The organism is Deinococcus proteolyticus MRP, assembly GCF_000190555.1.
Taxonomy (GTDB): Bacteria; Deinococcota; Deinococci; order Deinococcales; family Deinococcaceae; genus Deinococcus; species Deinococcus proteolyticus.
This window is the reverse complement of sequence record NC_015161.1, coordinates 1663654-1689371: the sequence shown is the minus strand read 5'-3', so window position 1 is coordinate 1689371 and position 25718 is coordinate 1663654. Positions and strand designations below refer to the sequence as shown.

16 protein-coding genes are annotated in these 25718 nt (G+C 69.3%); 12 read left to right on the top strand and 4 right to left on the bottom strand.

Annotated elements, in window-relative coordinates; translation table 11 throughout:
- Positions 1-108: 108 nt before the first annotated feature.
- On the top strand, positions 109-1926 hold the full coding sequence (locus DEIPR_RS08010) for an ABC transporter ATP-binding protein (protein WP_013615323.1): 1818 nt from the start codon (positions 109-111) through the stop codon (positions 1924-1926).
- Positions 1927-2063: 137 nt separating this feature from the next.
- On the opposite strand, the gene DEIPR_RS08005 is transcribed toward DEIPR_RS08010, so the two are convergent.
- Positions 2064-13094 carry a translocation/assembly module TamB domain-containing protein gene (locus DEIPR_RS08005; RefSeq protein WP_013615322.1) on the bottom strand — a complete coding sequence of 3677 codons (11031 nt, stop codon included), beginning with the start codon at positions 13092-13094 and terminating at the stop codon, positions 2064-2066.
- Positions 13095-13359: 265 nt separating this feature from the next.
- On the opposite strand from DEIPR_RS08005, the gene DEIPR_RS08000 reads away from it, so the two are divergent.
- The 4 genes from DEIPR_RS08000 (at position 13360) to DEIPR_RS07985 (ending at position 15512) form a co-directional block, all read left to right on the top strand.
- A complete protein-coding gene (locus DEIPR_RS08000) occupies positions 13360-13893 on the top strand; it encodes a hypothetical protein (RefSeq protein ID WP_013615321.1) in 534 nt (177 codons plus the stop codon).
- A gap of 42 nt (positions 13894-13935) precedes the next feature.
- Positions 13936-14421 carry a 2-C-methyl-D-erythritol 2,4-cyclodiphosphate synthase gene (gene ispF / locus DEIPR_RS07995; RefSeq protein ID WP_013615320.1) on the top strand — a complete coding sequence of 162 codons (486 nt, stop codon included), beginning with the start codon at positions 13936-13938 and terminating at the stop codon, positions 14419-14421.
- A gap of 1 nt (position 14422) precedes the next feature.
- A complete protein-coding gene (locus DEIPR_RS07990) occupies positions 14423-14890 on the top strand; it encodes a tRNA (cytidine(34)-2'-O)-methyltransferase (protein WP_013615319.1) in 468 nt (155 codons plus the stop codon).
- Positions 14891-15056: 166 nt separating this feature from the next.
- Positions 15057-15512, top strand: coding sequence for a putative immunity protein (locus DEIPR_RS07985; RefSeq protein ID WP_013615318.1), 456 nt, complete (start codon positions 15057-15059; stop codon positions 15510-15512).
- A 101-nt stretch (positions 15513-15613) separates the two neighbouring features.
- On the opposite strand, the gene rpoZ is transcribed toward DEIPR_RS07985, so the two are convergent.
- Entirely contained in the window at positions 15614-15913 is a 300-nt protein-coding gene (rpoZ, locus tag DEIPR_RS07980; RefSeq protein WP_013615317.1) for a DNA-directed RNA polymerase subunit omega, read from the bottom strand.
- A gap of 171 nt (positions 15914-16084) precedes the next feature.
- Here rpoZ and DEIPR_RS07975 point away from each other — a divergent pair, with 171 nt between their 5' ends.
- The 3 genes from DEIPR_RS07975 to DEIPR_RS07965 all read left to right on the top strand — a co-directional run bounded on the left by DEIPR_RS07975 (position 16085) and on the right by DEIPR_RS07965 (position 17467).
- Positions 16085-16411, top strand: a complete 327-nt coding sequence (locus DEIPR_RS07975) for an ArsR/SmtB family transcription factor (RefSeq protein WP_013615316.1) — start codon at positions 16085-16087, stop codon at positions 16409-16411.
- 202 nt (positions 16412-16613) lie between these two features.
- Entirely contained in the window at positions 16614-16985 is a 372-nt protein-coding gene (locus tag DEIPR_RS07970) for a roadblock/LC7 domain-containing protein (protein WP_013615315.1), read from the top strand.
- A 17-nt stretch (positions 16986-17002) separates the two neighbouring features.
- Positions 17003-17467 carry a hypothetical protein gene (locus DEIPR_RS07965; RefSeq protein WP_013615314.1) on the top strand — a complete coding sequence of 155 codons (465 nt, stop codon included), beginning with the start codon at positions 17003-17005 and terminating at the stop codon, positions 17465-17467.
- An 85-nt stretch (positions 17468-17552) separates the two neighbouring features.
- Here DEIPR_RS07965 and glyA read toward each other — a convergent pair whose 3' ends face one another.
- Positions 17553-18770: a serine hydroxymethyltransferase gene (glyA, locus tag DEIPR_RS07960; RefSeq protein WP_013615313.1), complete on the bottom strand. Its 1218-nt coding sequence runs from the start codon at positions 18768-18770 to the stop codon at positions 17553-17555.
- 147 nt (positions 18771-18917) lie between these two features.
- Entirely contained in the window at positions 18918-20372 is a 1455-nt protein-coding gene (locus DEIPR_RS07955; RefSeq protein ID WP_013615312.1) for a potassium/proton antiporter, read from the bottom strand.
- A gap of 448 nt (positions 20373-20820) precedes the next feature.
- Here DEIPR_RS07955 and pheS point away from each other — a divergent pair, with 448 nt between their 5' ends.
- Genes pheS through pheT form a run of 4 tightly spaced genes read left to right on the top strand, consistent with a single transcriptional unit; the run spans position 20821 to position 25682 of the window.
- The gene (pheS, locus tag DEIPR_RS07950; RefSeq protein WP_013615311.1) at positions 20821-21843 is read left to right on the top strand and encodes a phenylalanine--tRNA ligase subunit alpha; all 1023 of its coding nucleotides are present in this window, start codon (positions 20821-20823) and stop codon (positions 21841-21843) included.
- Positions 21844-21847: 4 nt separating this feature from the next.
- Positions 21848-22798 carry a gamma-glutamylcyclotransferase gene (locus tag DEIPR_RS07945; RefSeq protein ID WP_013615310.1) on the top strand — a complete coding sequence of 317 codons (951 nt, stop codon included), beginning with the start codon at positions 21848-21850 and terminating at the stop codon, positions 22796-22798.
- Entirely contained in the window at positions 22795-23220 is a 426-nt protein-coding gene (locus tag DEIPR_RS07940) for an NUDIX hydrolase (protein ID WP_013615309.1), read from the top strand. The genes DEIPR_RS07945 and DEIPR_RS07940 overlap by 4 nt, the downstream gene beginning before the upstream one ends.
- Positions 23217-25682, top strand: coding sequence for a phenylalanine--tRNA ligase subunit beta (pheT, locus tag DEIPR_RS07935; protein WP_013615308.1), 2466 nt, complete (start codon positions 23217-23219; stop codon positions 25680-25682). Before DEIPR_RS07940 ends, pheT begins: the two co-directional genes overlap by 4 nt.
- Positions 25683-25718: the final 36 nt, after the last annotated feature.

Below are 25718 nucleotides of genomic sequence, written 5' to 3'. Positions count from 1 at the left end.
GCAGTTCGCCGCTGCCCCTGCGGCACAGCCAGTAGTGCAGTAAGGCGCCATCAGAGCTATGGAGCCTGGAAGCCCGGCTCTATCCATCCACCCTCTACAATCCTCCCCATGCCCCGCCCTCCCCGCCTGCGTGACCAGTCCGCCCCCGACACCGCCCAACTGCTGCGGATTCTGTGGCGCACCCTGCCGGAGCTGTGGCACTCCTCGCCCATGCTGGTGTCGCTGCTGGGGCTGATGGCGCTGCTGGGCGGGCTGATTCCCGCCGCAACGCTGCTGATTTCCAAGTGGGCGGTAGACGGGGTGTCACGGGTGGCGGCAGGCGGCGAGGCCGATCTGGCACTGCTGGCGGCGGCCTGGGCAGGGGCGGCGCTGCTGGGGCAGGTCACGGGCATTGCGCGGCAGGTGCTGCAAGGCTACGCCGCCGACAAATTCACCGTGCAGACCTCGCGCCGCCTGATGGACAAGATGAACGACCTGACGGGCCTGGAGGTGCTGGAAGACCCCCGCTTTCACGACGATATCCAGATTCTGCAAATGGGTGCGCCGCGCCGCCCGCTCAACCTGACGGCTACCATCCTGGGGCTGCTGGGCACGCTGGTGGGCCTGCTGGGTGTGAGCGGGGTGCTGCTCACGGTGGGCTGGTGGGTGCCGCTGGTGGTGGTGGCGGGCATGGTGCCGCTCACGCTCACGCAAATGCGGCTGTACGAACTCGGTTGGAGCATGACCATTCAGAACACGCAGGCGTCCCGCGAGCTGAACTACTTTCAGAAAGCGGCGCTGAACCAGCAGTTCGCCAAGGAAATTCGGCTGTACGGGCTGATGCCGTACCTGACCCGCGAATACACGGAGCGCACGCTGGACTATCAGCGCACCATGCGCGGCGTGCGCAACAAGCAACTGCTGGGCGTGCTGCCCGCACAGATTCTGGCGCTGGCGGTCACGGCGGGCGTGTTCGCCTACGCGGTGTGGCAGGCGCAGCAGGGCAACCTGACTCCTGGCGCGGTGGTGCTGGTGATTGGGGCGCTCTCGCAGGTGCGCGGCGACCTGCAAAGCCTGGCCGACAGCCTCGGGGTGGGCAGCGAGCACCTGCACTGGTTCGCCAAATACTACGAATTTCTGGACGCCGTGCCGCAGGTGGCGGCCCCCGCGCAACCTCAGCCGTTGCCGCAGCGCCTGGACCTCACCCTGGAAGGGGTCACTTTCGGCTATCAGGGCCACGCACCCGTCATCGAGAACCTGTCGCTGCACATTCCCGAAGGGCAGACGGTGGCGATTGTGGGCGAAAACGGGGCCGGCAAATCCACCCTGATCAAGCTGCTGCTGCGCTTTTACGACCCCAGCGCGGGCCGTATCCTGCTGGGCAGCGCTGGCGAGCAAACCGACCTGCGGGACGTGGACCCCGCCGAATGGCGCTCGCAGGTGGCGGCAGTGTTTCAGGACTACGCCCGCTTCGAGTGGGACGTGCGCCAGAACGTGCTGCTGGGCCAGCAGGAAGACCCGCAGCGCCTGAGCTACGCCGCCGACGCTTCGGGCCTCAGCGCCATGCTGCCCCGCCTGGAAGACGGTCTGAATACACGCATCGGACAGGCGTACGGCGGGGTGGACCTGTCGGGCGGGCAGTGGCAAAAGCTGGTCACCGCCCGTGCGCTGTACCGCGCCGAGGCCCGCGTGCTGATTCTGGACGAGCCGACAGCAGCCCTGGACCCCCGCAGTGAGGCCGAAGTCTTCGCCGCCTTTGCCGAGCTGGCCCGTGGCCGCACTGCCCTGCTGGTCACCCACCGCCTGGGCAGTGTGCGGATGGCCGACCGCATCGTGGTGATGCGCTCTGGCCGCGTGACCGAAGACGGCACCCATGAGGAACTGCTGGCACGCGGCGGCGAGTACGCCGAGCTGTGGCGCTTGCAGGCGGGGCAGTATGGGGAGTGAGCGCCTGGCGCCGAAGGTCTTCTATCTGCAATGACAATAAAAAACCCGCTCACTCGGAGCGGTTATGTTGAATACTCTAGCGTGTTATGCAGTATGCGTCAAGGGTATGCGGGACAGGTCTGCTCTAGCACCAGCTCTCAGCGCTCCCGCTTCCAGAAGTTGCTCGGCAGGCGGTACTGCACGCCCACGCTGAAACGGTTGGTTTCGGAGGTATTTTCGATGTTAAAGGCCACCGAGGTGCGCTCGTTGATGTTGTAGCCGGCGCTGACGCTGGGGCGGAAGCCCTTGGACTCGCCGAAGTCGAACTCGGTGCTCACCTTGAAGGTAAAGCGGCCGTCCGGGGTGTTGTAGGCCGCGTTGATCAGCCCTTCGCCGCGTAGGTCCACCTGATATTCCAGGTAGAGGTTCTCGGTCAGCTGTGACCCGATGGTGATGGTGGCGCCGCCCTCGCCCACCAGCGCGGGGGTAAAGCGCAGCACGTCCACACCCAGCGCGTCGGCCAGGTTGCGGCTCAGCTCGCCCAGCACGAACACGTTCAGGGCGGTGTTCAGGGCGCTGGCGCCCAGGCTGCCCAGGTTCTCGGGCAGGTTTTCCACGTTGGGCACGCCGGTCAGCACCAGGGCGTACAGCTGCGACTCGGTGTAGGGCTGCCCGGTCTGGGGGTCGTTGCAGGCGGCCGTCTGCTCGGTGCAGCGCAGCGCGGTTTTCAGGTCCAGGCTGGCGCCTCCCGCGCCGTCTTCCAGGAAGCTGCCCTGCACGTCCAGCGTGACCGGCACGGCGGCCCCGCCGGTCAGCGGGCGCACCCGGCCCTCGGCCAGCAGGTTGAACGTGGGGTACGGCGAGGTGCCGCTGAAGTCGATGTCCAGGTTCCGCAGGGCAAATTCGGTGTCGCGCAGCAGCAGGGTGCCGCGCTGCCCGCTCAGGTGGCCGGCAATGTGCGGGCGCGCTCCGGTCCCGCTTAGGCGCAGCGAACCGCCCAGCTCGGCCTGCGCCAGGCTTTCTTGCAGCTGAATACCGCCGGAGAAGCTGACCGGAATATCTTCCAGAATCAGCCGCTCCAGCAGCGGCAGCGCGGGGGGGGCCGGCTCCGTGCCGGCGTCTGCTGCGGCTTCCGGCTGCGGGAAGGTGGTGTACTGCTTGGGCAGCGGGCTGACGAAGTTGTCCGGGTCGCCGTCCTCGCTGCGGGGCTGCTCGGGGCTGGGCACCAGGGCGTCCAGGTTGTCGGCCGCGTCGGGGCGGCCCAGCACGGCGCGGGCAAAGTCCGCCGAGCCGCTCACGCGGATATCCTCGCTGCCGGGGTCCTGCCGCAGCGTGAGGGCTCCGTTCAGCGCCGACTCGCGCAGGAAGACGCCGGGCAGCGCCAGGTCATAGTTGGTGGCCCGCACGCTCAGGTCCCAGGCGGGAATCAGCTGGCCGCGCACCTCCAGCAGCCCCTGCCCGGTGGTCGCGTTGCGGCTGACCGAGCGGGCGTCCAGCACCCAGCGCTCCGGGTCCGTGCGGTTCTGGCTGAGGGTGGCCTGCACGCCGGACAGGGTGCCCACGGCGCTGCCCGGTGACAGCTGCCCGCTGTAGTTCAGCGCCGACTCGCTCAGCTGCCAGTCCCGCCACAGGCCGCTGCCCTGCAGGGTGCCGGCCGAATCCAGCGCCCCGCCGGTCCGCACGCCGCCGCCCAGGGTCCAGCGTCCGCTCTGGTCCAGGCGGCCTGTCAGGGCAGGCACTTCCAGCGACACCCCTGCCAGCGAACCGCGCAGATTGCGGGCGTCCAGCGTGCCGACCGGCTGGCCGTAATCGCCCAGCACCGCCACATTCAGGCTGCCCTTGAGGCGGGGGCTCTGCTCGGCCAGCGAAGGGATCAGCGCCAGCAGCGGCGTGAAGGTGGTTTCGGTAAAATTGGCGCGCACGTCTACCCGCTCGCGGGTGTACTGCCCACGAATGTCCCAACTTCCCGCGCCGCCCAGCTGCACATTGATGCTGCGCAGTTCGCGGTTCTGGAAGTCCAGCGAGCCGGAGCCGGTCAGGGTTTCGGACTCGGCGGTTTCGCCGCCCTCCGTGCTGGGCAGCGTGGTCAGGCGGATGCGCTCGGCCACCACGGTGGCGCGGCCCGCTAGGGGGTCGGCCAGTGGTGCCTCGAAGCGGGCCACGCCGGTCACGCGGCCGTCGGCCAGGCGCTGCCCCGCCAGGGCGTTGGCCACGGCGCCCAGCGGCAGGCCCTGCAGTTCGGCATTGCCCGACAGCACGCCGCCGCTGACTCCGGCAAAGATGTCGGTGTCGCCCAGGTAGCCGCGAATCCGCCAGTCCTGGCCTACCAGCACGCCCTCAAAGCGGCTGGGCAGCGCCTCGCCGGCCAGGTTCAGGTCGGCCGAGCGCAGCACGAACTGCCCCGCCCCGTCGGTGATGTCCAGCTCGCCGCTGACGGTGCCGCTGAGGTCCGGCACCAGGCCCAGCTGCCCCAGGTCCACCCCGCCCAGGGTGCCGGTGAGGGTATAGCCCGCGCCGGTGTCTTCCAGCGCGGTGAGGCCGGTCAGGGCAGGCAGCGCCGCGCCCAGGCTGCCGCCCCCGCTGAGGCTGGCTTCGCCGGCCACGCCGTCCAGGTTCAGGTCCGCGCTGAAGGTCTGCCCGTTCAGCCGCGCCGCGCCGTTCAGCGCCAGGGTCTGCTCCTGCAGCGTGACCGGGTAGCCGGTGGCCTGCACCTGCCCGGTCAGGCCGGCGGCGTCCGAGCGCACGTCTGCGCTGAGGGTGCCGCTGCCCTGCTGCAGGCGGCCCTGCAGACGGCCGAACCACTTGCCGCCCGGCTGCTGCGTGGCCGTGAGGGTGGCCTGGCCCTGCGCGGTCCCCTCGCTGCCCAGCGCGGCCTGGGCCTGCACGCTGGGGCGGCCGCCTACCAGTTGCAGGGTGCCGCTCACGTCGCCCGACAGCGGCAGGTTCAGCGCGTCCACCCGCCAGGGCGAGCGCAGGCCGTCTATGCGGAAGGGGAGGGCGCCGCCCGCCACAGCGTCGCTGCCTGGATTTACCGCATTGCCCAAGTTCACCGTGCCCTGGGCGCTCAGGCGGCCCGCCAGCCCCCGCCAGCGCAGCCCGGCCAGGTCCAGGCCCGGCAGGTCGGCGCTGAGCACCTGACCTTGCCAGTCCAGGCGGCCCTGCCGTTCGCCGTCGCTGACGCTCAGGCGGCCCGCTGCCCGGCTGACCGAGCCGGTGGCCTGCCAGGTCCCGCGCCCGGCGGCCACGCCCACCAGTGGGTCGGCCAGCTCGCCGCGTGGGGTCACGCTCAGGCGCAGACGTGGGCTGTCCACGCTGGCCGCGCCGGTCCAGCGCCACACGCCGGCCGGGTCGGGGGCCACGCGCAGGGTGCCGGAACCCTTGGCTGTGACTCCGTCGGCCAGGGTCAGTGCGGCGCCGTCCGGGCTGGCCTCCAGCATGGCGGCGGCGTTCAGCAGGCCCAGCGTGCCGCGCAGGCGCGGGGTGTTCCAGGGACCGCTTACCGTCAGGGTGGCGGGGGTGGTCAGCACTTCGGGTGCGCCCTGGATATCGCGGGCGGTCACGGTGCCGCTCCAGCCGCTTTCCTGTGACCCTTGCACGTCCAGCGCGGCGCGGTAGCCCAGGCCCTCCAACGTGCCGCTGCTGCTGAGGCGGCCCCCGGCGTAGTTGAGCCGCAGCTCCCCGCTGAGTGACCCGCTCACGTCGGCAGTGAGGGCGGCGTTCAGCGTATCCAGCGCCACCGGCCCACTCAGCGCCAGGGTAGAGCCGGCGGCCTCAGCGCGCAGGCCGCTCAAGTTGAGGCGGCCGCCGGCCAGCGTGCCCACCGCCTGCCCGCGCTGGGTCAGCTCGCCGCTTAGGCCGGTCAGGCCGCCGTTCAGCGGGCCGCCGAAAGTGCCGTTCAGGTCACGTACCGTCACGCCGGCCAGCGTCGCTGCGGGGGCACTAAGGGTGCCCTGCACAGTCAGGGCGTTCAGCTCGCCGCCTGCATTCAGGCGCAGCCGGGCCTCGCCCGAAGCGCCAGGCAGCAGTGCCAGCGGGTTCAGGTCGGCCTGGGCGGTCAGCGTGGGCAGCCAGCCCGCACCGGGCGCCAGGGTCACGCTGCCGCTGCCCGCCCCTGCCACGCCGGGGTCCAGGGTGAACTGCCCATGTTGCCCGCGCAGCGTGACCGGCTGGGCCAGTTCAGGGTCCTGCACCCGCACCTGTCCGCCCAGTCGGGGCCACTGTCCGCGCAGGTCGAGGTCGGCCACCGTGTCCCCCTGGCGAACCTGCCCGCGCAGCTCGCCTGCAAAAGTGCGGCCCGGCAGGTCAAAGTCGCGCGCGCTGAGGGTCAGCTCGCCGCTCTGTTCGCCGCGCAGGTTCAAGCGGGCCTGCACGCGGGGGTCGTCCAGGCGTCCCAGCAGGTCCACCGCCGCGTCCACATTGCCGCCCGTGGTGCGCAGGGTCCCGCTCAGGGCGGCGCGGCTCAGTGGACCACGCAGCGTGGCCTCGCCGTTCAGGCGGCCGGGGTCGAAGTTCTCCGAGGCGAACGCCGCCAGCGAGACATTCGCCACCTGCACATTCAGCCCCTGCGGCAGACTGCCCCCGATACGGAAAATACCGCCGCCGTAACCCCCGGCCAGCGCGGCGTCCAGTGTCTCCTGCTGTGGGCGGTAGCTGGCGCGGCCGTACAGGGTAAAGGGGCCGGCTCCTTGCTGCTCGCCGTTCACTTCCAGCCCGCTGGCGTCCAGCTGCTCTACGCCGCCCGTCAGGCTGCCCCGCACGTTGAGGCTGCCCGATGCTTTGAGCGCCGTAATCCCCCACTCGGCAGGAAGCAGGCGCGCCAGGCCTACCTGCGTTCCCTGCGGCCCCTCGCCCAGGCGGGCGTCCACGGTGTAGCGGCCGCCGCGCAGGGTGCCGTTCGCCTGCACGCGGGGTCCACTGAGGGCGAAGGTGCCGCCCTGCGCCTGGGTCCACTCGCCGCTGAGGGTGCCGCTCAGCTCGCCGGTCACGTCGTCCAGCTGCCCACTGAGGCGGGCTTGCACGCTCTGCCAGTTGGGGCCGGCCAGGTCGGCGCGGCCAGTCAGGCGCAGCTGCTCGGGGCGGCCCCACAGCGCTCCCACGTCCCAGCGCTCGGTGGCCACCCAACCTTCCGGGCGCACCGGAGCCAGCCGGCCCAGCTCGGCCCGCAGCGAGGCGTCGCCCAGGCGGGCGGTCACGCTGAGGGGGCCAGTGCCGGTGGCCTGGGCGCTGAGGCGTTCGCCGCCCAGGGTGCCGCGCACGTTCACGTTGCCGCGCCAGCCAGCCGTGCCCGCCGCGCCGTTCCAGGCCAGTGGGCCGCTCAGGGTGAGGTCGTCGCCGTCCCGGCGGTAGCGGGCATTCAGGTTCAGGTCGGCGCGTTGCAGGCCCAGCGGGGTGTCCTGCCCGGCCACCTGTGCGCCCAGCACGCCGCTGACGGTGCCGCGCACGGCCGGGCCGCTCAGCTGGGCCTGCCAGCGGCCCCCCTGCAAGGTGGCGGTGACTCCGGTTCCGCCGATATTCAGGCCACTGGGGTGGACGCTGCCGGATTCGCCTGCCAGTTGTCCGTCCAGGCGAGCGGTGGGAGCGCTGTAGTCGCCCGACACGTTCAGGCGGTAGCTCCCGGCCAGGTCGCCGCGCAGCTGGGCGGCCCCGCTCAGGTTCAGGCGGGGGAAAGCCAGCCCGCTGAGGGTGGCCGTGCCCAACTCGGCCGAGCCAGCCTGGGCCTCCCGCACCCGCAGCTCGCCGCCGCTGAAGGTTGCGGGGACATTCAGGGCGATGTCGTTCACCGTGCCCTGCACCCGCAAATCGGCGCGGCCCAGCGTGCCGCCCACGCTGCCGCTCAGGCTGCCGCTCAGGCCAGGGTCCAGCGTGCGGGCGTCCGGCACCAGCAGCGAGCCGCTGACCCGCCAGTCTTCCCAGGCCGTGCTGGCTTCGTTCAGCGTCAGGTCCAGCTGCGCTCCACTCACCGTGCCGGACAGCGCCGCGCGGGCGGCGCGGCCCTCCGCCAGCAGGCCGTTCAGGGTGCCCTGCACAGCTACGGCGCGGCCCTGGTATTCGCCGGCCGCGCTGAAGTTCAGGGTGCCCTCAGCGTGGCCGCTGAGGCGGGCGGTGAGTTCCTCGGAACGCAGGGTGGCGTTAGCACGCGGGTACACGTCGCCGCGTAGGGTCAGCGGCTGTCCCTGGACCTGCCCACTCAGGTCGGCCCACAGCTGCCCGCCGCGCAGGCGCAGGCGGCCCTGAGCCGAAGTGTCCGCCAGGTTGGTGGCGGTCAGGCCGCCGGTCACCAGGTCGGCGCGGACGGTGTTCAGGTCAGGGTTCAGCACGTCCGGCAGGTAGAGGTCCCCGCGCAGCACACCGCGTGCGGGCAGGTCCAGATACGGCTGCACGTCGGCCAGGTCCAGGCGGCCGCCGGTCACGGTCAGGGCGCGGCCGGCCAGCGTGAGCGGCAGGCGCGAGTTGCCCACGTTCAGCACGCCGCGCACGTTGAGGTTCTCGGGGGCAAAGTCGCCCAGATTCCGCAGCGTCAGGTCGCCCCGGAAGGTGGCGCTTCCGGGCAGCTTCTCACGCAGCTCCGGGTCCAGCCAGCGGCGCACGTCGTTCACGTTCAGGACGCCGCCGCTCACCCGCAGGGTGTCGTTGCGGATGTCCAGCGGCAGACGTGAAGCCCCCGACGCCAGCACTCCACGGGCGCGGACGTGCTGCAGGTCGAACTTGTTCAGGTCCGGCACGTACAGGTCGCCCTGGAAGGTGCCGCCGGCCGGCAGCGAGGCGGGGTCGTCCACCAGGGGTCTGAGGTCGCGCACGTCCAGCACCCCGCCTGTGACCCGCAGTGCCCCCCGCCGCAGCGACAGTGGAGCCCGCGAGCGGCCCGACGCCAGCACGCCCTGGGCCTGCACGTTGGCCAGGCTGAAGTGCGCCAGGTCGGTGAGGCGCAGGTCGCCCCGGAAGGTGCCGTCAGCGGGGAGGCGGGTGGCCGCGGGCACGAAAGGCCGCACGTCGCGCACGTCCAGCAGCGCATCTTCCAGCGTGAGGGTGCCGCCGCGCAGGGTCAGCGGGGCCTGCGAATGGCCCGAGGTGAGCACGCCGCGCACGCCCAAGGTGTTCAGGCTGAAATCACCGATGTCCGGCACGAACAGGTTGCCCCGGAAACTGGCCCCCGTCGGCAGCGGCTGGCCCGTGCCAGACAGAGCAGTGCCGAGCAGTGGCTGCACGTCGCGGGCATCTACCCGTGCGCCGGTCAGGGTCAGTGCGCCGCCGCGCAGCTGAAAGGGGAGCCGCGAGCGCCCGGTCGCTAGGACGCCGCTGGCCTGCAGGGTGCCGGGCGAGAAACCGCGCCCCCAGTCCACTTGTGCACTCAGGCTCAGCGCCTGCCCCCGGTAGCGCACGCCCGGCGTGCTGAGGCGGGCACCCTGCGCGGTAAAGGTGGCCTGCACCCGCCCGCCGCGCAGGTCCTGCAGCTCGGCGGGCAGCAGTGGGCGCAGCAGGGCGGTGTCAGCACTCAGCGTGCCGCCAACGGTGGGCAGCAGCGCCACCCGGCCCGCCAGTGCGCCGCTGGAAAGGGCTGTGAGGCCCTGGCCGCTGCCGCGCAGCTGCACCTGCCCGCCCCGCGCCGCCTGAGCCTGGGCTCCCCGCGTGCGTACCAGGTAGCTCAGCGAAGCGTTGCCGCTCCAGCGCCCACCGGCGTAGGTCAGGCCGCCCACCGTGGCCCGCAGCGGCGTGAGGCTGGCGCTCAGCGGCAGGGTCTGCTGCGGCAGGATCAGTACCGCGTCGCCTTCTCCGAACTGCTGCGCTTTGAGCGTGACCTGCCCGCGCAGGCTCTGCAGCGACCCGGCCGCCTGCGCCGCCAGATAGGGACCGTTCACGTTTAGCCGCAGGCCGCTCAGGCGCAGCGCCCCGCCCGCACCCGGCAGGCGCAGCTGTCCGCTGGCCTGCACGCGGTGATTCTGCACCACACCGCTGACATTGACCCGCCCACGGGTGGCCTGCAGTGTCAGGGTCTGTCCGTGGGCGCTGGTGGTCAGTTGCCCGTCGGCCAGACCATCTACGCTGCGCAGGTCGCCGCTGAGGGTCTGTCCACCCAGCCGTAGCGCCTCGGCCCGCACAGTGAGGTTGTCCAGGCCGCTGAGAGTCAAGAAGGCGCGGCCGCCCTGGCCGTCGGTCAGGGTCAGCGTGCCGCGTGGGTTCAGGCCCTGCCCACGCACCCGGCCCTGCACCCCGAAACTGCGGCTGCCGAACAGGGGAGCGCGGCCCGACACGGCCAGGTCGTAGCTCTGGCGGGGGGCATTCACCGTGCCGGCGGCCCGCAGGCCGTCCGGGTGCGAGGCGGTCACGCGCAGGGCGTTCCAGGGACCACGCACGGCGAGGGCGTAGCCGTCCGCTGTGCTGCCGGTCAGGTCGGCCTGTCCCTGCCAGCTCTGCCCCGCTTGCCCCTGGCCCCAGCTGGCGCGGCCACGCCCAGTCGCGGCGCGGCCCTGCACCGTCAGCGCCTGCGTGCCGCTCACGCTGAAAAGTCCGCTGCGGTAGCGCAGGTCAAGGCCACCCCAGCGCCCGCTCAGGTCAAGTGAGGGTGTGAGGCGGCCACCCAGCGCCAGGGTCTGGGCTGGCAGGGACGCGCCCCCGGCGCTCAGGGGAGCGGTCTGGCCGTTGAGGGCGGCATTCAGCGTGCCGTAGCTGCCGTACAACCGGCCCTGAAGCACCTGCCCATCCAGTCCCTGCACGCCGCCCAGCGGCCCCAGCGTGACCGGGCCGCGCAGGTTCACGCGGGGGTACACCTCGCCGCTGGCGGTGGCCTGGAACCCGGCCAGCGGACCGCCTGTGCCTCCGCTGGCCTGCAAACGTTCGGCAGTGACGGCGCCGCCTTGCCGCCGTAGCGAGCCGGTGAGCGCCGCGCCCGCTGCCCGCGCCTGCACCCGTGCCGTGCCGCTTTGGCCGCTCAGGTTCAGGTCCAGCGTGCCGCTCAGGTCGGCCAGCGGCGAGTCCGGCCCCAGCACGCCGTTCAGTACCGGGCGCAGGGCACCCAGATTCACGCAGCCCTGGGCGTCCCAGTTCTCGCCCTCAATGGTGCCGCTGGCCCGCTCATCCGCCGTACGCAGGTCGAAGTCGAAGCTCAGTCCATTTCTGACCCGCACGTCGGCGCTCACGTCCGCCCCGCTGAGGGTGACTGCCGTGGCGAAGTCCTCGTCCAGCCGCGTCAGTCCGCGCAGGGCCACGCTGCGGCGGCCCTGACCCAGGCTGCCCTGCCAGCGCACGCGGTCCCCCTCGCCGGTGGCCGTGACGCTGAAGCCTTCGCCCTGGCCGCGCAGGGTGCCGCGCAGGTCGCTCAGGTCCAGGGCAGCATTCAGCGACCCGTCCAGCCGAATACCGCTGTTCAGGCGCAGGCCACGGAGGTCTGCCAGCAGCCGCTCACCGCTCCAGCGCAGGCTCTGGCCGCCCGCGTCCCAGCGGGCCTGCCGGGTGTCCCAGTTCAGGTTAAGGGGACCGCTCAGCGTGCGTTCCAGCAGGCCACTGCTCAGGCCCAGTTGTCCGCTCAGCTGCGCGGCGGGCACGTCCAGAGCGCCCTGGCCGCTCAGGGTGACGCCGTTGCCCCTCAGCTCCTGGGCAGTCCAGCGGCCTTTCCAGTCGCTGTTCAGATTCAGGCTGAAGCGGCCCCCGTCCGGCTGGCGGATTTGGGCCGTGGTGCCCGCCTCACTGAAGCGGGCCTCACCGTCCAGCGCAAATCCGGCGGCGTTCAGGCCCTGGGCGCTCAGGCGCAGGTCACCGGCCTGGCCCGACAGCGCCAGCGCTCCGCTGAGGCTGTCCAACTCAGGATTCAGCCGCACTTCGATGACCCGGCCCGACAGTGCTACGCGCCCCTGCGCTGGCCCACCCAGCGCCGTGCCCGTGATGGTGGCAAAGTCGGCGGGGCGGCCTTCCAGCGTCTCGCGGGCGATGCTGGCGCTCAGGTCCAGCGGTGTGTCCAGCAGGGCGCCGCGCCAGCTCAGCTTCCCGGTCCCGCCGAAGTTCCACTCGCTGTTCAGGCGCTGGCGTTCGCCCAGCAGCCCAGTGTCTGCTCCCAGCCGCCAGCGGTTCAGCTCGGGGCGTGTCTGGCTGTCACCATCACGGTCCACGTAGCGGTACTCGTTGGCCAGCCGCTCGAAGGGAATGCCCGCCAGGGTCCCGGCTCGGCTGTTCGCCTGGGCCACCACCTCCACACCTTTCCAGCCCGGCCCCAGGTTGTGCGCCTGCGCGGTCAGCCGGGCTTCCCCCTTGCCGCCGGTCCCCAGCGCGCCGGCCAGCCGGTCCAACTGCGGGGTGCCGGCCAGCCGCACCTTCCACTGCTGGGCGGCCAGGTTCACGTCGGCCACGGCCGTGACTGGCTTGCCGTAGCCCTCGCCTTTCAGCTGCACCTGAATCAGGTCGCCCAGGTGTGTGGCGCTCCCGCTGATGCTGTCCACCTCGGCCCAGTCGGCTTCAGGCACCCGGATACGCCCGCCGCTCAGCTGCAGTTGGCCGCGCACCGGGCCCTGGCCGAACAGGTATTCGCCGGTCACGGTGCCTTCTTCCACGCCCTCCCAGTAGTAGCGCAGCACGCGGGCGTCGGCCTGAAAGTTGGTCACGTACTCGGTGCCGCCGGCACCCTGGCGGAAGCGCAGGTGGGCGCTGATCTCACCGTCGGCGGTGCGGCCCTGGGCCAGCAGACCGCCGTCACGCGCCTGGGTGACCTGAAAGGTGCCGTCCGGGACACTGGCCTGCTCGCCGTTCACCTTCAGCGCCGTGTCGGATACGGTCAGCTGCCGCAGCTGCACCTTCCAGCCTTCTTCGGTGGTGATGGCGTCTTCGCCCTGCCCGAACAGTTCGGCCAGCTCCAGGGCCACCTCGGCGCCGCGCAGGTCCACCGACACATACAGCACCCGCCGCCTCAGGTCGAAGCCGGCCAGGCCTACACCCAGCCGCTCGGCCTGCGCGGTGATGCCGGGCAGCCGCACCTGCGTGCCGTGCAGCACAGGGCGCCACAGCGGCCCGCCGATGCTCGTAGCCTGCACATCCTCGGTCACGCGCAGCAAAATCCAGCGGCCCAGCAGCGCCGGTGCGTAGGCAGCCAGGAACGCCAGAATCAGCGCCAGCGCCACCACCGAGAGGCTGGCGGCCCGGCGGCGCAAAGGACGTGGCCGGGAGACGGGAACAGGCGGCGCGGGGTGCCCGGTCTCCCGGCTCACCTCCGCCCCTCCCTGCTTTTCGCCTTCAAATTGTGGTGCGACTCGGCCCACATCTGGAGGCCATTCTAAGGGAAGGCGGAGTGAGAAACCCGCCAACTGTCCCTGCCGTGCTGGCGCGCCTCCCCGGCTCCCCGGCGCCCAGGCTGACGGAGTGCTTAGGCAGTGTGACGCAGGGCTGAATACTGCTAAGCTCTGGGCAGGCCCGGCCTCCAGTGACCGGCCCATGTTCCTTCGCCGTTTGCCCCACCAGCAAGGAGTGCTGCCGATGACCCGTCTGAACAGTGTGGCCCTCTTCTCGCTCACCCTGGCCGCCCTGTCCGCGCTGGCCCCGGCGCTCGCAGCCAGCCGCACCCCGCTGATTTCCAGTCAGGCGTCTTTTTTTCACAGTGACTTTTGCCGCGCCGAGGGCTGCCGCTTTGTGGGTTCCGAGCGTATAGATTCCGAGTCTCTGGGGTGGATCAAGGACTACCATTACCGTCTGCGAGATGGGGCCACAGTAACCATTGGCCGCCGTGATGAGCCCAGAGCCCCTGAGCTGTCTGGCCTGGTGGTCTACGCTGCACTCGATTTTCGCGGCATGGGTGATGAGCCGCTGGCCGTCCGCTTCGCCTCGCTGGGCCTGGGCCGGACCGTCACGGCCCCGCAGCTGGCGGCGTGCTTCGCCCAGGCACGGAGCAACCCCGCTGCCCAGCGCCAGGGCAGCGAAAGCTGGCTTGTGGGCGGCGACCGTGACCGGGGTGCTTTCTGCCAACTTCGGGCGGGGTGGATGAAACGGCTGGTCGTGACGGTTGTGGACTGACGCGGGGACGGCCAGCGGTCTGCCCAGTCTAGAATCCTGGGCATGACTGCTTCACTTCCTTTCCGCGTCGGCTACGGCGAAGATGCCCACCGCCTGAGCGCCGGGCGGTTGCTCGTGCTGGGTGGCGTGACCGTGCCTGCCGAGCGCGGTGCCGAGGCTCACAGCGACGGCGACGTGATTCTGCACACCCTGGCCGACGCCCTGCTGAGCGGCGTGGCGGCGGGCGACATCGGCCAGTACTTCCCCGACACCGACGCGGCCTGGAAAGGGTTGGACTCGGCCCACATCCTCAAGCGGGCGCTGGAAGTGGTGCGGGAGCGCGGTTACCTGCCCGGCAACCTGGCGCTGGTGGTCACACTCGACCGGCCCAAGCTGGGGCCGCTGCGGGCCGACATCGCCGCGAACGTGGCGCGGCTGTGCGGCCTGAACCCGGCCGAGGTGGGCCTCAGCTTCAAGACCTCCGAGGGCCTGGCCCCGGACCACGTGCAGGCGCGGGCCACCGTGCTGCTGGTGCGCGCCGGTGACTGAGATGGAAGCGCCCGGTCCCCTGCTGCACGTGGTGCTGTTTGAGCCGGAAAAGGCCGGCAACGTGGGCAACGTGGCCCGCACCTGCGCGGTGCTGGGCGCAGCGCTGCACCTGATTCGGCCCTACGGCTTCCACCTGGGCGACCGCGAGTTTCGCCGCGCCGTGATGGATTACCTGCAGGGGGTGGAGCTGCACCAGCATGACAGCTGGACCGCGTTTCAATCGGCACTGCCGCAGACGGCGCGGGTTTGGGCGTTCTCCACGCACGCCCAGCAGTACCATACGCAGGCCGGCTTTCAGCGCGGTGACTACCTGTTGCTGGGCCCCGAGTCACGCGGCCTGCCTGCCTGGCTGCGAGAGCCGCTGCCCACGCTCAAGCTGCCGCAGCCGGGAACTGGGCGCAGCCTGAACCTCAGCGTGGCGGCGGGCGTAGCAGCCTTCGAGGCGGCCCGGCAGATTGAGGGCTGGTAGAAGAAGTAGGCGAACAGGAGAGAAGGCACGCCACGGCTGTCAGTGCGCTGTGCGAGTGGGGGAGGGACACTGGAGCACCTGTCCACTGGGCCACTGTCCCCGTACCCGCTTTGCCCCCTTGCTGGCCCCTGCTGACCGGGGCCGGCGCAGCAGAATGGAGAACTGCATGTCCCTGACCATGTCCATATCCCTGACCGAGCAGCAGGCGCTGGCCCGCTGGGCGGCCGACTGCGCCCAGGAGGTGCTGGCGCTGTGCGCCGAGGCTGCCTCCGGCGACCCGGCCCCGGACCAGGCAGTGCAAGCGGCTCGGTGCTGGGCGGCCGGAGAACTGGACATGTCCGCTGCCCGGCAGCGAGCACTGGCGGCCCATGCAGCGGCACGCCGCTGGGGAGAGGGCAGCACGGGCCGCGCCGCGCAGTTCGCCGCCCGCTCGGCCGGGCACGCTGCCGCCACGGCCCACGTGGGCACGCACGCGCAGCACGCTGCCATCTACGCTCTCAAGGCCTGGGGAGCGCTCGGCCACCATGTCCCGGCCGAGCAGCAACGCCTGATTGCCCGCCTGGCCCCTGAACTGCGCCCGCTGGTGCCCCGGCTGCTGGACTACGGGCGCGGCCCCGGCTAAGGGGCAGACAAAATAGAAATAGAAACAGACCCTGCAACTCTGGGGTGCAGGGTCTGCTGCGCTTCCGAGGTTCGCCACCGGAAGCAGCGCCGGATGCCGGCTCAGTCGCGTTCGCGTTCGCGCTCGGCGGTCAGCTGCTTTTGCAGTTCAATCTGGCGCTGGCGCTGATAGTCCTGAAAAAAGCGCTGCTCGTCAATCAGCTCCTGGCCGGTGGTCAGCTGGCCGGTGGCCAGTTCGCGCATGGCCAGGGTCACCACGTTGTGAATTTTGGCTTTCTGCTCGGCCGGCAGCACGCTGGGGGCACCGGCACTCAGCTGCAGGGCACGTTTGGCGGTAATTACCGACAGGCGGTACTTGCTGTCCGTCATTTCCAACATGCGGTCAATATTCTTCTCTGCCATTTCACTCCTCTTGGCGGCGCCCCGGGTGGGCTTGCCGTGCTCTTTCCACTCCCCGCAAGTCTCCGGGGACGTTAAACATCCTAGTATACTTGCCCGCAAACAAAAATGCGCGGCGTCTCTTGCCTCAGTTCCTGTAGGGAAAAGAGAGCCGCAGCGCCCAGAGGAGCAAGCATGAACCAACCCATTCACCAGTACAAGGCCAAGTTCTTCAAGGCGTTGGCTCATCCGCTGCGCCTGGCGATTCTTGATGTCCTGCGCGACGGAGAAAAGACCGTGACCCAGCTTCAGGAGCTGACCGGCGGCGAGCAGGCCAGCATCAGCCAGCACCTTGCCGTGCTGCGCACCAATCACTTTGTCACCTACCGCAAGGAAGGCACGCTGGCCTATTACCGCAACGAAGACCCGGACGTCTACCTCTTTTTGGACCTGGGCCGGCAGGTGTACGAGCAGCAGCTGGAGCGCCAGCAGGCCCAGTTGGAGGAGCGCCGCCGCCGCTGATATCGCCGTGTCTGACAGATAACATCTGACAGATTCCTTGCCTGATCTCTGGCGATTTGGCCCCCAAACCGTGTGACGAGGCTGTAAGTGGCAGAATGTTTTGATTTGGGTGTTCAGACACCGGGTTTCCCCCTAGGCTGGTGAAACAGTCTCTCCCGGTGTCTTGCGGACTGGAATCCCTCCGGTCCAAAAGGAGCCCACCATGACCGGAAGTAAACAGGAACAGCTGCAAGCCATCATCTCCGACCTGCGGAGCGCCATTCCCGACCTGCGCGGCGCCATGATCGCCACCGTGGACGGCCTCCCCATCGCCCAACTCTTTACCGACAACACCGACGGCAACCGCGTCGCCGCCATGGCGGCAACCGCCCTGGGTCTGGGCAAGCGCATCAACGACACCCTGGGCACCGGCGACCTCAGCGAAATGAGCGTGGCGGGTCTGGACGGCCAGGTCTACATCTACGCCGCAGGACGCAAAGGCGTGCTGGCTGTGGTGGCCCCCAGCGGCATGAACATCGGCCTGCTGAACATGGAAGCCCGTGACGCCGCTTCCCGCGTGACCGCGGTTCTGTAAGGAAAAAGGAGACGAACATGACCTACCAACGAGACGAACTGGGCGAATTCAGCAGTGTGGTGTGCTTCAAGGCCGTGATTACCGGCGTGGAAGACACCCTGGGCAAAGACGGGGCCAGCGTGGTGTTCACCCGCGCCGGCAAAGTGCGCGGCGGCAACCTGGCCCGCGACCTGGGCGTGGCCGGCACCAACGCTCCTATCGGTGAACTGGCCGCCAAACTGAACGGCGCCATCGGTAAGGAAGGCACCCGCCTGGCCGCCGTGCACGACGTGCGCGAGGAAAACGGCAAAATCATCGTGGACACCACCGACACGGTGTGCTCGGCCGGCGAGGAGATGGGCAGCGACCGCAACTGCACCTTTACCATGGGCGCCATCTGGGGCGCGCTGGAAGCCATCACCGGCAAGACCTACCTGGGCGAACAGACCCAGAGCGTGCTGCGCGGCGGCCAGTTCGACCGCTTCGAGTTCGAAGAACTCTGAGTCTGACTGTCTGAGCGTCTAAAGGTCAAAGGGTCTAAGGGATGATTTCCTTAGACCCTTCGACTTTTAGACCTTTTGACTGGCCTTATGGCATCGGGAACTGACCGGCGAAGGCGTGGACTTCTTCCTTCACGTCTTCACCCTTCAGGGCGCGGTCAATCAGGTCGGCCACCCGGTCCATGTCGCTTTCTTTCATGCCGCGGGTGGTCACTGCGGGCGTGCCGATACGGATACCGCCGCCGTGCAGGATTTTCTCGGTATCAAAGGGCAGGGTGGACTTGGAGATGGTAATAAAGTTGGCGTCCAGCGCCTGCGTGGCCTTGGTGCCGTTCAGGCCCTGGGGGCGCAGGTCTGCCAGGAACATGTGGTTGTCGGTGCCGCCGGTCACGATGCGGTAGCCACGCGCTTCCATAGCGGCAGCCAGCGCCTGAGCATTCTTGATGATTTGCGCGGCGTAGTCCTTGAAAGCGGGCTGGAGCGCTTCACCGAAGGCCACGGCCTTGCCGGCAATCACGTGCTCCAGGGGGCCGCCCTGGTGGCCGGGGAAAATGGCGCGGTCGATTTTGGCACCCAGCTCGGGGTCGTTGGACAGCAGCAGGCCCGAGCGGGGGCCGCGCAGGGTCTTGTGGGTGGTGGTCGCCACGATGTGGGCGTGGGGGACCGGATTGGGGTGCAGCCCGGCGGCCACCAGTCCGGCGATGTGAGCGATGTCCGCGAACAGGTACGCGCCGACCTCGTCCGCAATGGCGCGGAACGCCGCAAAGTCGATCTGGCGGCTGTAGGCGCTGGCCCCGGCGATGATCATCTTGGGCCTGTGCTCCAGGGCCAGGGCGCGCACCGCTTCCATGTCCAGGCGCTCGGTTTCCTCGTCCACCCGGTAGCCCACGATGTTGAAACGCTTGCCGCTGAAGTTCACCGGGCTGCCGTGGGTCAGGTGCCCACCGTGGCTGAGGTCCATGCCCATCACGGTGTCTCCCTCTTCGAGCAGCGCGGCGTACACGGCGATGTTGGCGCTGGACCCCGAGTGCGGCTGCACGTTGGCCCAGGCGGCGCCGAACAGTTCGCAGGCCCGGTCAATGGCGAGCTGCTCGATCTTGTCAATCACTTCGCAGCCGCCGTACCAGCGCTTGCCGGGGTAGCCCTCGGCGTACTTGTTGGTGGCGATGCTGCCGACCGCCTCACGCACTGCTGCCGAGGTGAAGTTCTCGGAGGCGATCAGTTCCAGCCCCAGGCGCTGGCGCTCGGCTTCCTGCTGAATCAGGTCGAAGACGGTTTGGTCCTTCTGCTCTAATGGCGTGGTCATTTGCCTTACGCTAGCACCTGTGTCCACCGGACGCGCCTGAGGGCGGCCAGCCATGTCTCCCTGGGGCAGACGTAGCTGCGGGCCTATCCATAAAGATGCAGGAGCGGAGATGCAGGAGCAGGCCGGCAAATCTCTGGTGGGGCCTGCTCAGGCCGGGGCCTGCAAGCAGCGGCGCAGTTCGTCCAGCTCGCTCGGGGTGGCCAGGACCAGCAGGCTGTCGCCGCCGCGCAGCTCGGTGGGGCCTTTGGGCACCAGGTACTCGCCCTGGCGGTGGACCAGCATAATCAGCGCCTCTTCGGGCAGTGGCAGGTCCATAATCATGGCGCCGTCGGCGGGGCTGCCGCTGCCCACCTCGACTTCGACCATGTCGTTCTTGCCGCGGCCGGTGGGCGTAAAAGAGATGGGGTGGTGGGTCGGTTCCTCAAAGGTTCCGCGCACGCCCAGGAGCCGCGCCACCTGCGGCAGGGTGGTGCCCTGCAGCAGCACGCTGGTGAGCACCATGAAAAACACCAGGTTGAACAGGCTCTGGGCGTAGGGCACCCCGGCCAGCAGCGGAAAGGTCGCCAGCACGATAGGCACGGCGCCGCGCAGGCCCACCCAGGCCACCATGCTCACTTCACGCAGCGGCATGCCGAACGGCAGCAGGGAGGCGAACACCGACAGTGGCCGCGCCACGAACACCAGCACCAGGGCCGCCAGCATCGCCGCGCCGGCCGTGGGCAGCAGCTCGTGGGGGTTCACCAGCAGGCCCAGCGTCAGGAACATCAGCACCTGCATCAGCCACGAAAGGCCGTCGTGAAACGAAAGCAGGCTGCGCTTGTGTGTAAAGGTGGCATTGCCGATGATGACGCCGGCGATGTACACCGCCAGGAATCCGCTGCCCCCCGCCACCGCCGCGCCGCCGAAAATCAGCAGGGCGATGGCGATGGTCAGCACCGGATACAGGCCCTCGAACTGAAGCGGCAGCCGCCGCAGCGCCCGCAGGCCCAGCCGCCCCAGCGCGAATCCCAGCACAGCCCCAATCACCATCTGCTTGATGAACAGCGGCACGATGCTGACCACGCCCAGCTCCGGCTGCTCGATCAGTGTCAGGATGCCTACGGTCAGAAACACGGCCATCGGGTCGTTGCCGCCGGATTCGAATTCCAGCAGTGGAGCGATATCGCCGGTCAGGGCCAGCTGCCGCTCACGCAGAACCGAGAACACGGCGCTGGCGTCGGTGGAACTGACGATGGCGCCCAGCAGCCAGGCCATCAGCCAGGGCAGGCTCAGCACATAGTGGGCGAAGGTCGCCATGACGCCGGCGGTCAGCAACACGCCCAGGGTAGCCAGCACCAGCCCGCGCGGCACGACGGGGCGAGTTTCCCGCCAGTCGGTGCTCAGGCCGCCCTGAAACAGGATGAAGCACAGCGCCAATGTTCCCAGGCCCTGCGCCAGCGTGTAGTTGCTGAATTCAATTCCCAGGCCGTCGGTGCCGGCCAGCATCCCCACGCCCAGGAACAGCAGCAGCCCCGGCACGCCCAGGCGGCCCCCGACCCGGCCCACCACCAGACTGACCAGCAGCAGCAGGCCAGTGACCAGCAGGGCAAGTTCGGTATTCAAAGGCACTCCTTCATCGTCCCTATGTTAGCGGGTGGTCTGCGGCAGTCCGCAGGCCGCCAGACCGGAAGACTGATGCCCGAAGGCTGGCGCCTGGGTGCGGATTCCTGCCTGCTGGGTGCTGGTTCGCTGCTGCCCCGAGCCCGGCTTGCCAGGTCAGCTGCGCAGCCGCTAGGTTAGGGGCTGTGGGTACACGTTCGCCATTTACCAGCGGGGGAAACGCACCGGGCTGAAAGTTTTCGGCCCCGTGCTTCCCCCGCCCTGTCCTGTGGCGGGGGGTTTTTTTGGCAAGCAGGTGCAGGGCCGCTGTTAGCAGTACAGGACCGTCAGGAGCACAGGACCGCCAGCAATAGTGGACCGTCAGCAGGAGCCAGAACAGATACACCAGAACAGATACACCAGAACAGATACACCAGAACAGATACACCAGAAGAGATACAGAGGAGAAACGATGCAAGAACAAGCCATTCAGGAAATTGCAGCCGCCCAGGACCTGGACACGCTGCAGCAGGTCAAGACCCGCTACGTGGGCAAAAAGGGCCTGGTCACCCAGGAGTTGGGAGCGCTGGGCAAGCTGCCCCCCGAGGAGCGCAAGGCGCGCGGAGCGGAAATCAACGTGGTGCGCACCGCGATTCAGGCTGCGCTCGACGAACGTGAGGGCGTGCTCAAGCGTGAAGCCCTGGACGCCCGGCTGCGCGGCGAAGCCATTGACGTGACCCTGCCCGGCCTGGGCCTGCCTGCCGGGGGCCTGCACCCTATTACCCGCGTGTACAGCGAACTGACCGATATTTACCGCCGGATGGGCTACGAGGTGGTGGAAGGCCCGGAAGTGGAGGAGGAGCACTACAACTTCGAGGCCCTGAACATCCCCTGGTATCACCCCGCCCGCGAGCTGCAGGACACCTTCTGGCTGGAAGACGGCCGGTTGCTGCGCACCCACACCTCCAACATGCAGATTCGCTACATGGTGGAGCACGAGCCGCCGCTGAAGATGGTTTCGCGGGGCAAGGTCTACCGCTACGAGGCCACCGACGCCACCCACGAGGCGATGTTTCACCAGCTGGAAGGCCTGGTGGTGGGCGACGGCATCAGCATGGCCGACCTCAAGGGCACGATTGCCGAAATGGCACGCGGGCTGTACGGCGCGGGCGCCAAAGTGCGCTTCCAGCCGAGCTACTACCCCTTCGTGGAGCCGGGCGCCGACTTCGCCGTGTACTGGGACAACCCACGCGGCGAGAGCAAATGGCTGGAGCTGGGCGGCTGCGGCATGGTTCACCCCAACGTGTTTAGGGCCGTGGACGACCTGCGCGAGCAAGCGGGCAAAGAGCGCGTGTACGAGGGCAAAACGGGCTTCGCGTTCGGGCTGGGGCCGGAGCGAATTGCGATGCTGAAATACGGCATTCCCGACATCCGCTACTTCTACGCCAACGACCCCAAGGTGATGGGGCAGTTCCGGGGTGAGCTGAACGGATAGTGCCATGATTGAGCTGCCTGCGCCCACCACTGAATCTTTCGCTGTTCCCTGTGCGGCGGCCCTTATCGTCCGCACGGTGGGCGGTGTGCCCTGCTTGCTGCTGCAAACCCGCTGCAAGCCCGGCGCGGGTAGAGAAAACGGCCTGCTGGAGCTGCCCGCCGGCAAGGTGCGCGAGTACGAAAGCGTGTTCGACACCCTGCGCCGTGAGGTGGCCGAAGAAACGGGCCTGACCCTGACCCAGATCGGAGGTGAAGCCGCCTGCTGGACGGGCGCAAGCCTGGGCTACGGCGTGCAGACGTTCCAGCCCTACTGTGTCACCCAGAACCTGTCGGGTGGGTATTCCATCTTGCTGACCACCTTCCTGTGTGAGGCAGCCGGAGAACCGCAGGGCAGCGGCGAAAGCCACAGCCCCCGCTGGGTGCCGCTGACCGAACTGCAGGGCCTGCTGGACGCCCGGCCAGAAACGTTTTATCCGCTGCATCTGGGCGCACTGCGGCAGTACCTGGCCGCGCAGCTTGCCACGCCGCACGTCTTCGTGTACGGCACGCTCAAGCCGGGGCACCGCAATGCCGCTTGGCCTGCGGCCGTGGCCCAGCCGCAGGCCCAGCCCGCCACGCTCGGCGGCGCGGCGCTGCACCATCTGGGCGCTTATCCGGGCCTGGTCTTTGCCGAGACTGGGGGAGAGGTGCAGGGCTACCTGTACACCTACCCGTCCGCGCAAATGGACGCGGTACTGGCGCGGCTAGACGAGCTGGAAGGCTACCGTGGCCCGGGCGATGCGGCCAACCTCTACCACCGCGAACTGCGTGAAGTGACGCTGGCGGACGGCTCGGTGTGCACGGCCTGGGTGTACGTGTATGCCCAGCCGCTGCCCGAGCATTCCCTGCTGGCCGGGGGCGAGTGGCAGGACGACCTGCCCGCCCCGGCCTCCCTTTCCCAAGGAGGAACCCCATGAGACAGCGTGCTGCCGCGCTTATCTATAACGACCACCAGATTCTGCTGATTCTGCGCCGCAAGAACGGCCACGCCTACGCCACCCTGCCCGGCGGCGGCATTGAGGACGGCGAAACGCCCGCCGAAGCTGCCGCCCGCGAGGTGCTCGAAGAAGTCAACCTGACCGTGGAGGTGGGCCAGCAGGTGCTGGAGCTGGACAACCTGAACAACCACGAACACTACTTCCTGTGCCGGGCTGTCCGGGGTGAGATGCGCCTGGGCGACGGCCCCGAAGGCATCCGCAACAGTGCAGCCAACTCCTACGACCCGCAGTGGGTGGACCTGTCCCGGCTGGACGAGGTGAATCTGGTCCCCGAAGTGCTGCGCGCTCTGGTCCGCGAACATGCCCCCCACCTCCATGCCCCCGACGAGGTCAACCTATGAAACTTCCCTATTCCTGGCTCAAAGAACTGATTCCCGCCTTGCCGCCCGTCACTGAACTGGAGCCGATCTTCTCGCAGATTGGCCTGCCGCTGGAAGGCGTGGAAGACGTGCCGACCGTCCCGCAGGGCGTGATTCTGGCCGAAGTCCTGAGCACCGAGCCCATCGAAGGCACCAAACTGACCAAAATCACCTTTGATGCCGGCCCCGAGCACGGTCAGCGCACCATCGCCAGCGGTGCGCCCAACGCGGTGGGCCTGCCTGCGGGCACCATGCTGGCCCTGGTGACTCCCGGCACCACTCTCGGCGGCATGACCTACGGCGTGCGCGAGCTGCAGGGCGTGGAGAGCTGGGGCATGGCGGCCAGCGAAAAGGAGCTGGGCATTGGGGAACAGAATGCCGGCGTGATGCTGATTCGTGCCGGCGAGGCCCCGGCGGGCACGCCACTGCACACGCTCTGGCCTGCCGATTCCGTGCTGGACATAGAAGTGACCCCCAACCGCGCCGATGTGCTGAGCGCGCTGGGCTTGGCCCGCGACCTGGCGGCCTTTTTGGAGCTGGAACTGCGCGAGCCGCCCGCCGGCCCGGCGGCCACGAGCCCCGGCGAAATCACCGTGTCGCTGCCTCCCAAAGGCTTGGTGCTGGAGCGGGACACCACCGGCACCTACCGCGACGGCTGCGACCACTTCGTGGCGCGCACGGTCTCGGGGCTTCAGAACGGCCCCAGCCCGCTGTGGATGCAGCGCCGCCTGACGCTGAGCGGCCTGCGCCCCCGCGACCTGATTGTGGACGCCAGCAACTACGTGATGCTGGAACTGGGCCAGCCCACCGCCATGTACGACCGCGCCGAGGTGCAGGGCGACCAGATTCTGGTGAGCTTCGGCCTGCGCCAGGGCGAAGAAGTCCGCGACCTGCTGGGCGGCACGCACACGGTAGGCCAGGAAGACCTGCTGATTCTGGACGGCCGCGACCGGGGCATTTCCAGCGTGGCCGAGGCCTTCGGTTCGGCGGGTAAAGCCAAGGAGGGCCAGGGTGTGCTGGGCATTGCCGGCATCGTGGGTGGCGAGCACGGCCATGTCACAGCGGGCACGACCGGTGTGGTCATCGAAGCGGCCCACTTTGACCCGGTGCTGCTGCGGCGCACCGCTTCGCGCCTGGGGCTGAAGACCGACGCCGTGTACCGCTTCGAGCGCGGCGTGGACCCGTTGCTGCCGCCCCGCGCCGCCGACCGCCTGGTGGGCCTGCTGGCCGGGGCAGGCGGACAGCCGCATCCCGGCGCCACGGTGGTGGGCGACCCCAGCCCCAGCGTTCCCGGTCCCATCGAGACCAGCGGCGACCAGATTCGTACCCTGCTGGGCATGCACATCGAAACGGCCGAGATGCGCGGCATCCTCTCGCGGCTGGGCTGCCAGGTGTCGGGCGAGGGCGACGCGCTTACCGTGCAGCCGCCCTCCTGGCGGGTGGACCTGCACATCTGGCAGGACCTGGCCGAGGAAGTGGCCCGCCTGCACGGCTACGCCGAGCTGCCCGAGACGCTGCCCACCCTGCGCGTTCACGGCAGCAACGTGGGCGCTTCTGCCCAGAGCGAGCGCCGCGACACGCTGCGCCGCACCCTGAGCGGCCTGGGCTTTCAGGAAGCTGTGACCTACACCTTTACCAGCGACGACGAAGCCGGCAAGGCCCGCACCGAGGTGCCCGGCGTGCGGCTGCAAAACCCCCAGACCGCCGACCGCACTGGCCTGCGGACCGCCCTTTACCCTTCGCTCCTGCGGGCAGCGGGCGCCTACGCCAAGGGCGAGCGGGCGCTGCTGTTCGAGATTGGGCGGATTTTCCCGGCGGGCGGCGAAACCGAGCGCCTCGGCCTGCTGATGCGCGGCGACCTGGCCGCCAAGACCTATCAGGATGGCGTGAGCGGGGATTTCAGCGTGTTCCGGGGGCTGGTGCAGAGCTTCGCGGCAGCCAGCGGCGCCAGCTTCGAGCTGCGGCAGCTGCGCGGCGACGAGGTTCCAGCGGCCCTGCACCCTGGCATTGCCGGCGAAGTGCTGTGGAACGGTCAGCCCGCCGGCTGGCTGGGCGCGCTGCACCCCGAAATTGCGCAGGAATTCGGGCTGAAGGGCGACACCTTCCTGGCCGAGTTGGGCCTGCCGCTGCCTGCGGGCGAGTGGGCTTTCCGCGACCCCAGCCGCGCCCCCGCCGCGTGGCGTGACCTGGCGGTGATTGCGCCGCAGGACGTGAGCTACGGCGAGATTGCCGCCGTGCTGAAACGCGAGGGCGGCGAGTTGCTGGAAAGCGTGGAGCCGTTCGACGTGTATCAGGGCGAGCAGGTGGGCGAGGGCAACCGCTCGGTGGCCGTGCGCCTGACCTACCGTGGCGCACGGACGCTGACCGATGAGGAAGTGGACCCGGTGTTCGCCGCGCAGATTGACGCGGTGAAGGCGCAGGGCTGGACGGTCCGCGAGAAGTAACGGTTGCCAGCATCACGGCATGCGAGAAGGGGCCTG

Excerpts from the sequence above, each read along its gene's own strand:
- DEIPR_RS08010 (WP_013615323.1), top strand. The coding sequence starts at position 109 with ATGCCCCGCCCTCCCCGCCTGCGTGACCAGTCCGCCCCCGACACCGCC.
- DEIPR_RS08000 (WP_013615321.1), top strand. The coding sequence starts at position 13,360 with ATGACCCGTCTGAACAGTGTGGCCCTCTTCTCGCTCACCCTGGCCGCC.
- ispF (WP_013615320.1), top strand. The coding sequence starts at position 13,936 with ATGACTGCTTCACTTCCTTTCCGCGTCGGCTACGGCGAAGATGCCCAC.
- DEIPR_RS07990 (WP_013615319.1), top strand. The coding sequence starts at position 14,423 with ATGGAAGCGCCCGGTCCCCTGCTGCACGTGGTGCTGTTTGAGCCGGAA.
- DEIPR_RS07985 (WP_013615318.1), top strand. The coding sequence starts at position 15,057 with ATGTCCCTGACCATGTCCATATCCCTGACCGAGCAGCAGGCGCTGGCC.
- rpoZ (WP_013615317.1), bottom strand. The coding sequence starts at position 15,913 with ATGGCAGAGAAGAATATTGACCGCATGTTGGAAATGACGGACAGCAAG.
- DEIPR_RS07975 (WP_013615316.1), top strand. The coding sequence starts at position 16,085 with ATGAACCAACCCATTCACCAGTACAAGGCCAAGTTCTTCAAGGCGTTG.
- DEIPR_RS07970 (WP_013615315.1), top strand. The coding sequence starts at position 16,614 with ATGACCGGAAGTAAACAGGAACAGCTGCAAGCCATCATCTCCGACCTG.
- DEIPR_RS07965 (WP_013615314.1), top strand. The coding sequence starts at position 17,003 with ATGACCTACCAACGAGACGAACTGGGCGAATTCAGCAGTGTGGTGTGC.
- glyA (WP_013615313.1), bottom strand. The coding sequence starts at position 18,770 with ATGACCACGCCATTAGAGCAGAAGGACCAAACCGTCTTCGACCTGATT.
- pheS (WP_013615311.1), top strand. The coding sequence starts at position 20,821 with ATGCAAGAACAAGCCATTCAGGAAATTGCAGCCGCCCAGGACCTGGAC.
- DEIPR_RS07945 (WP_013615310.1), top strand. The coding sequence starts at position 21,848 with ATGATTGAGCTGCCTGCGCCCACCACTGAATCTTTCGCTGTTCCCTGT.
- DEIPR_RS07940 (WP_013615309.1), top strand. The coding sequence starts at position 22,795 with ATGAGACAGCGTGCTGCCGCGCTTATCTATAACGACCACCAGATTCTG.
- pheT (WP_013615308.1), top strand. The coding sequence starts at position 23,217 with ATGAAACTTCCCTATTCCTGGCTCAAAGAACTGATTCCCGCCTTGCCG.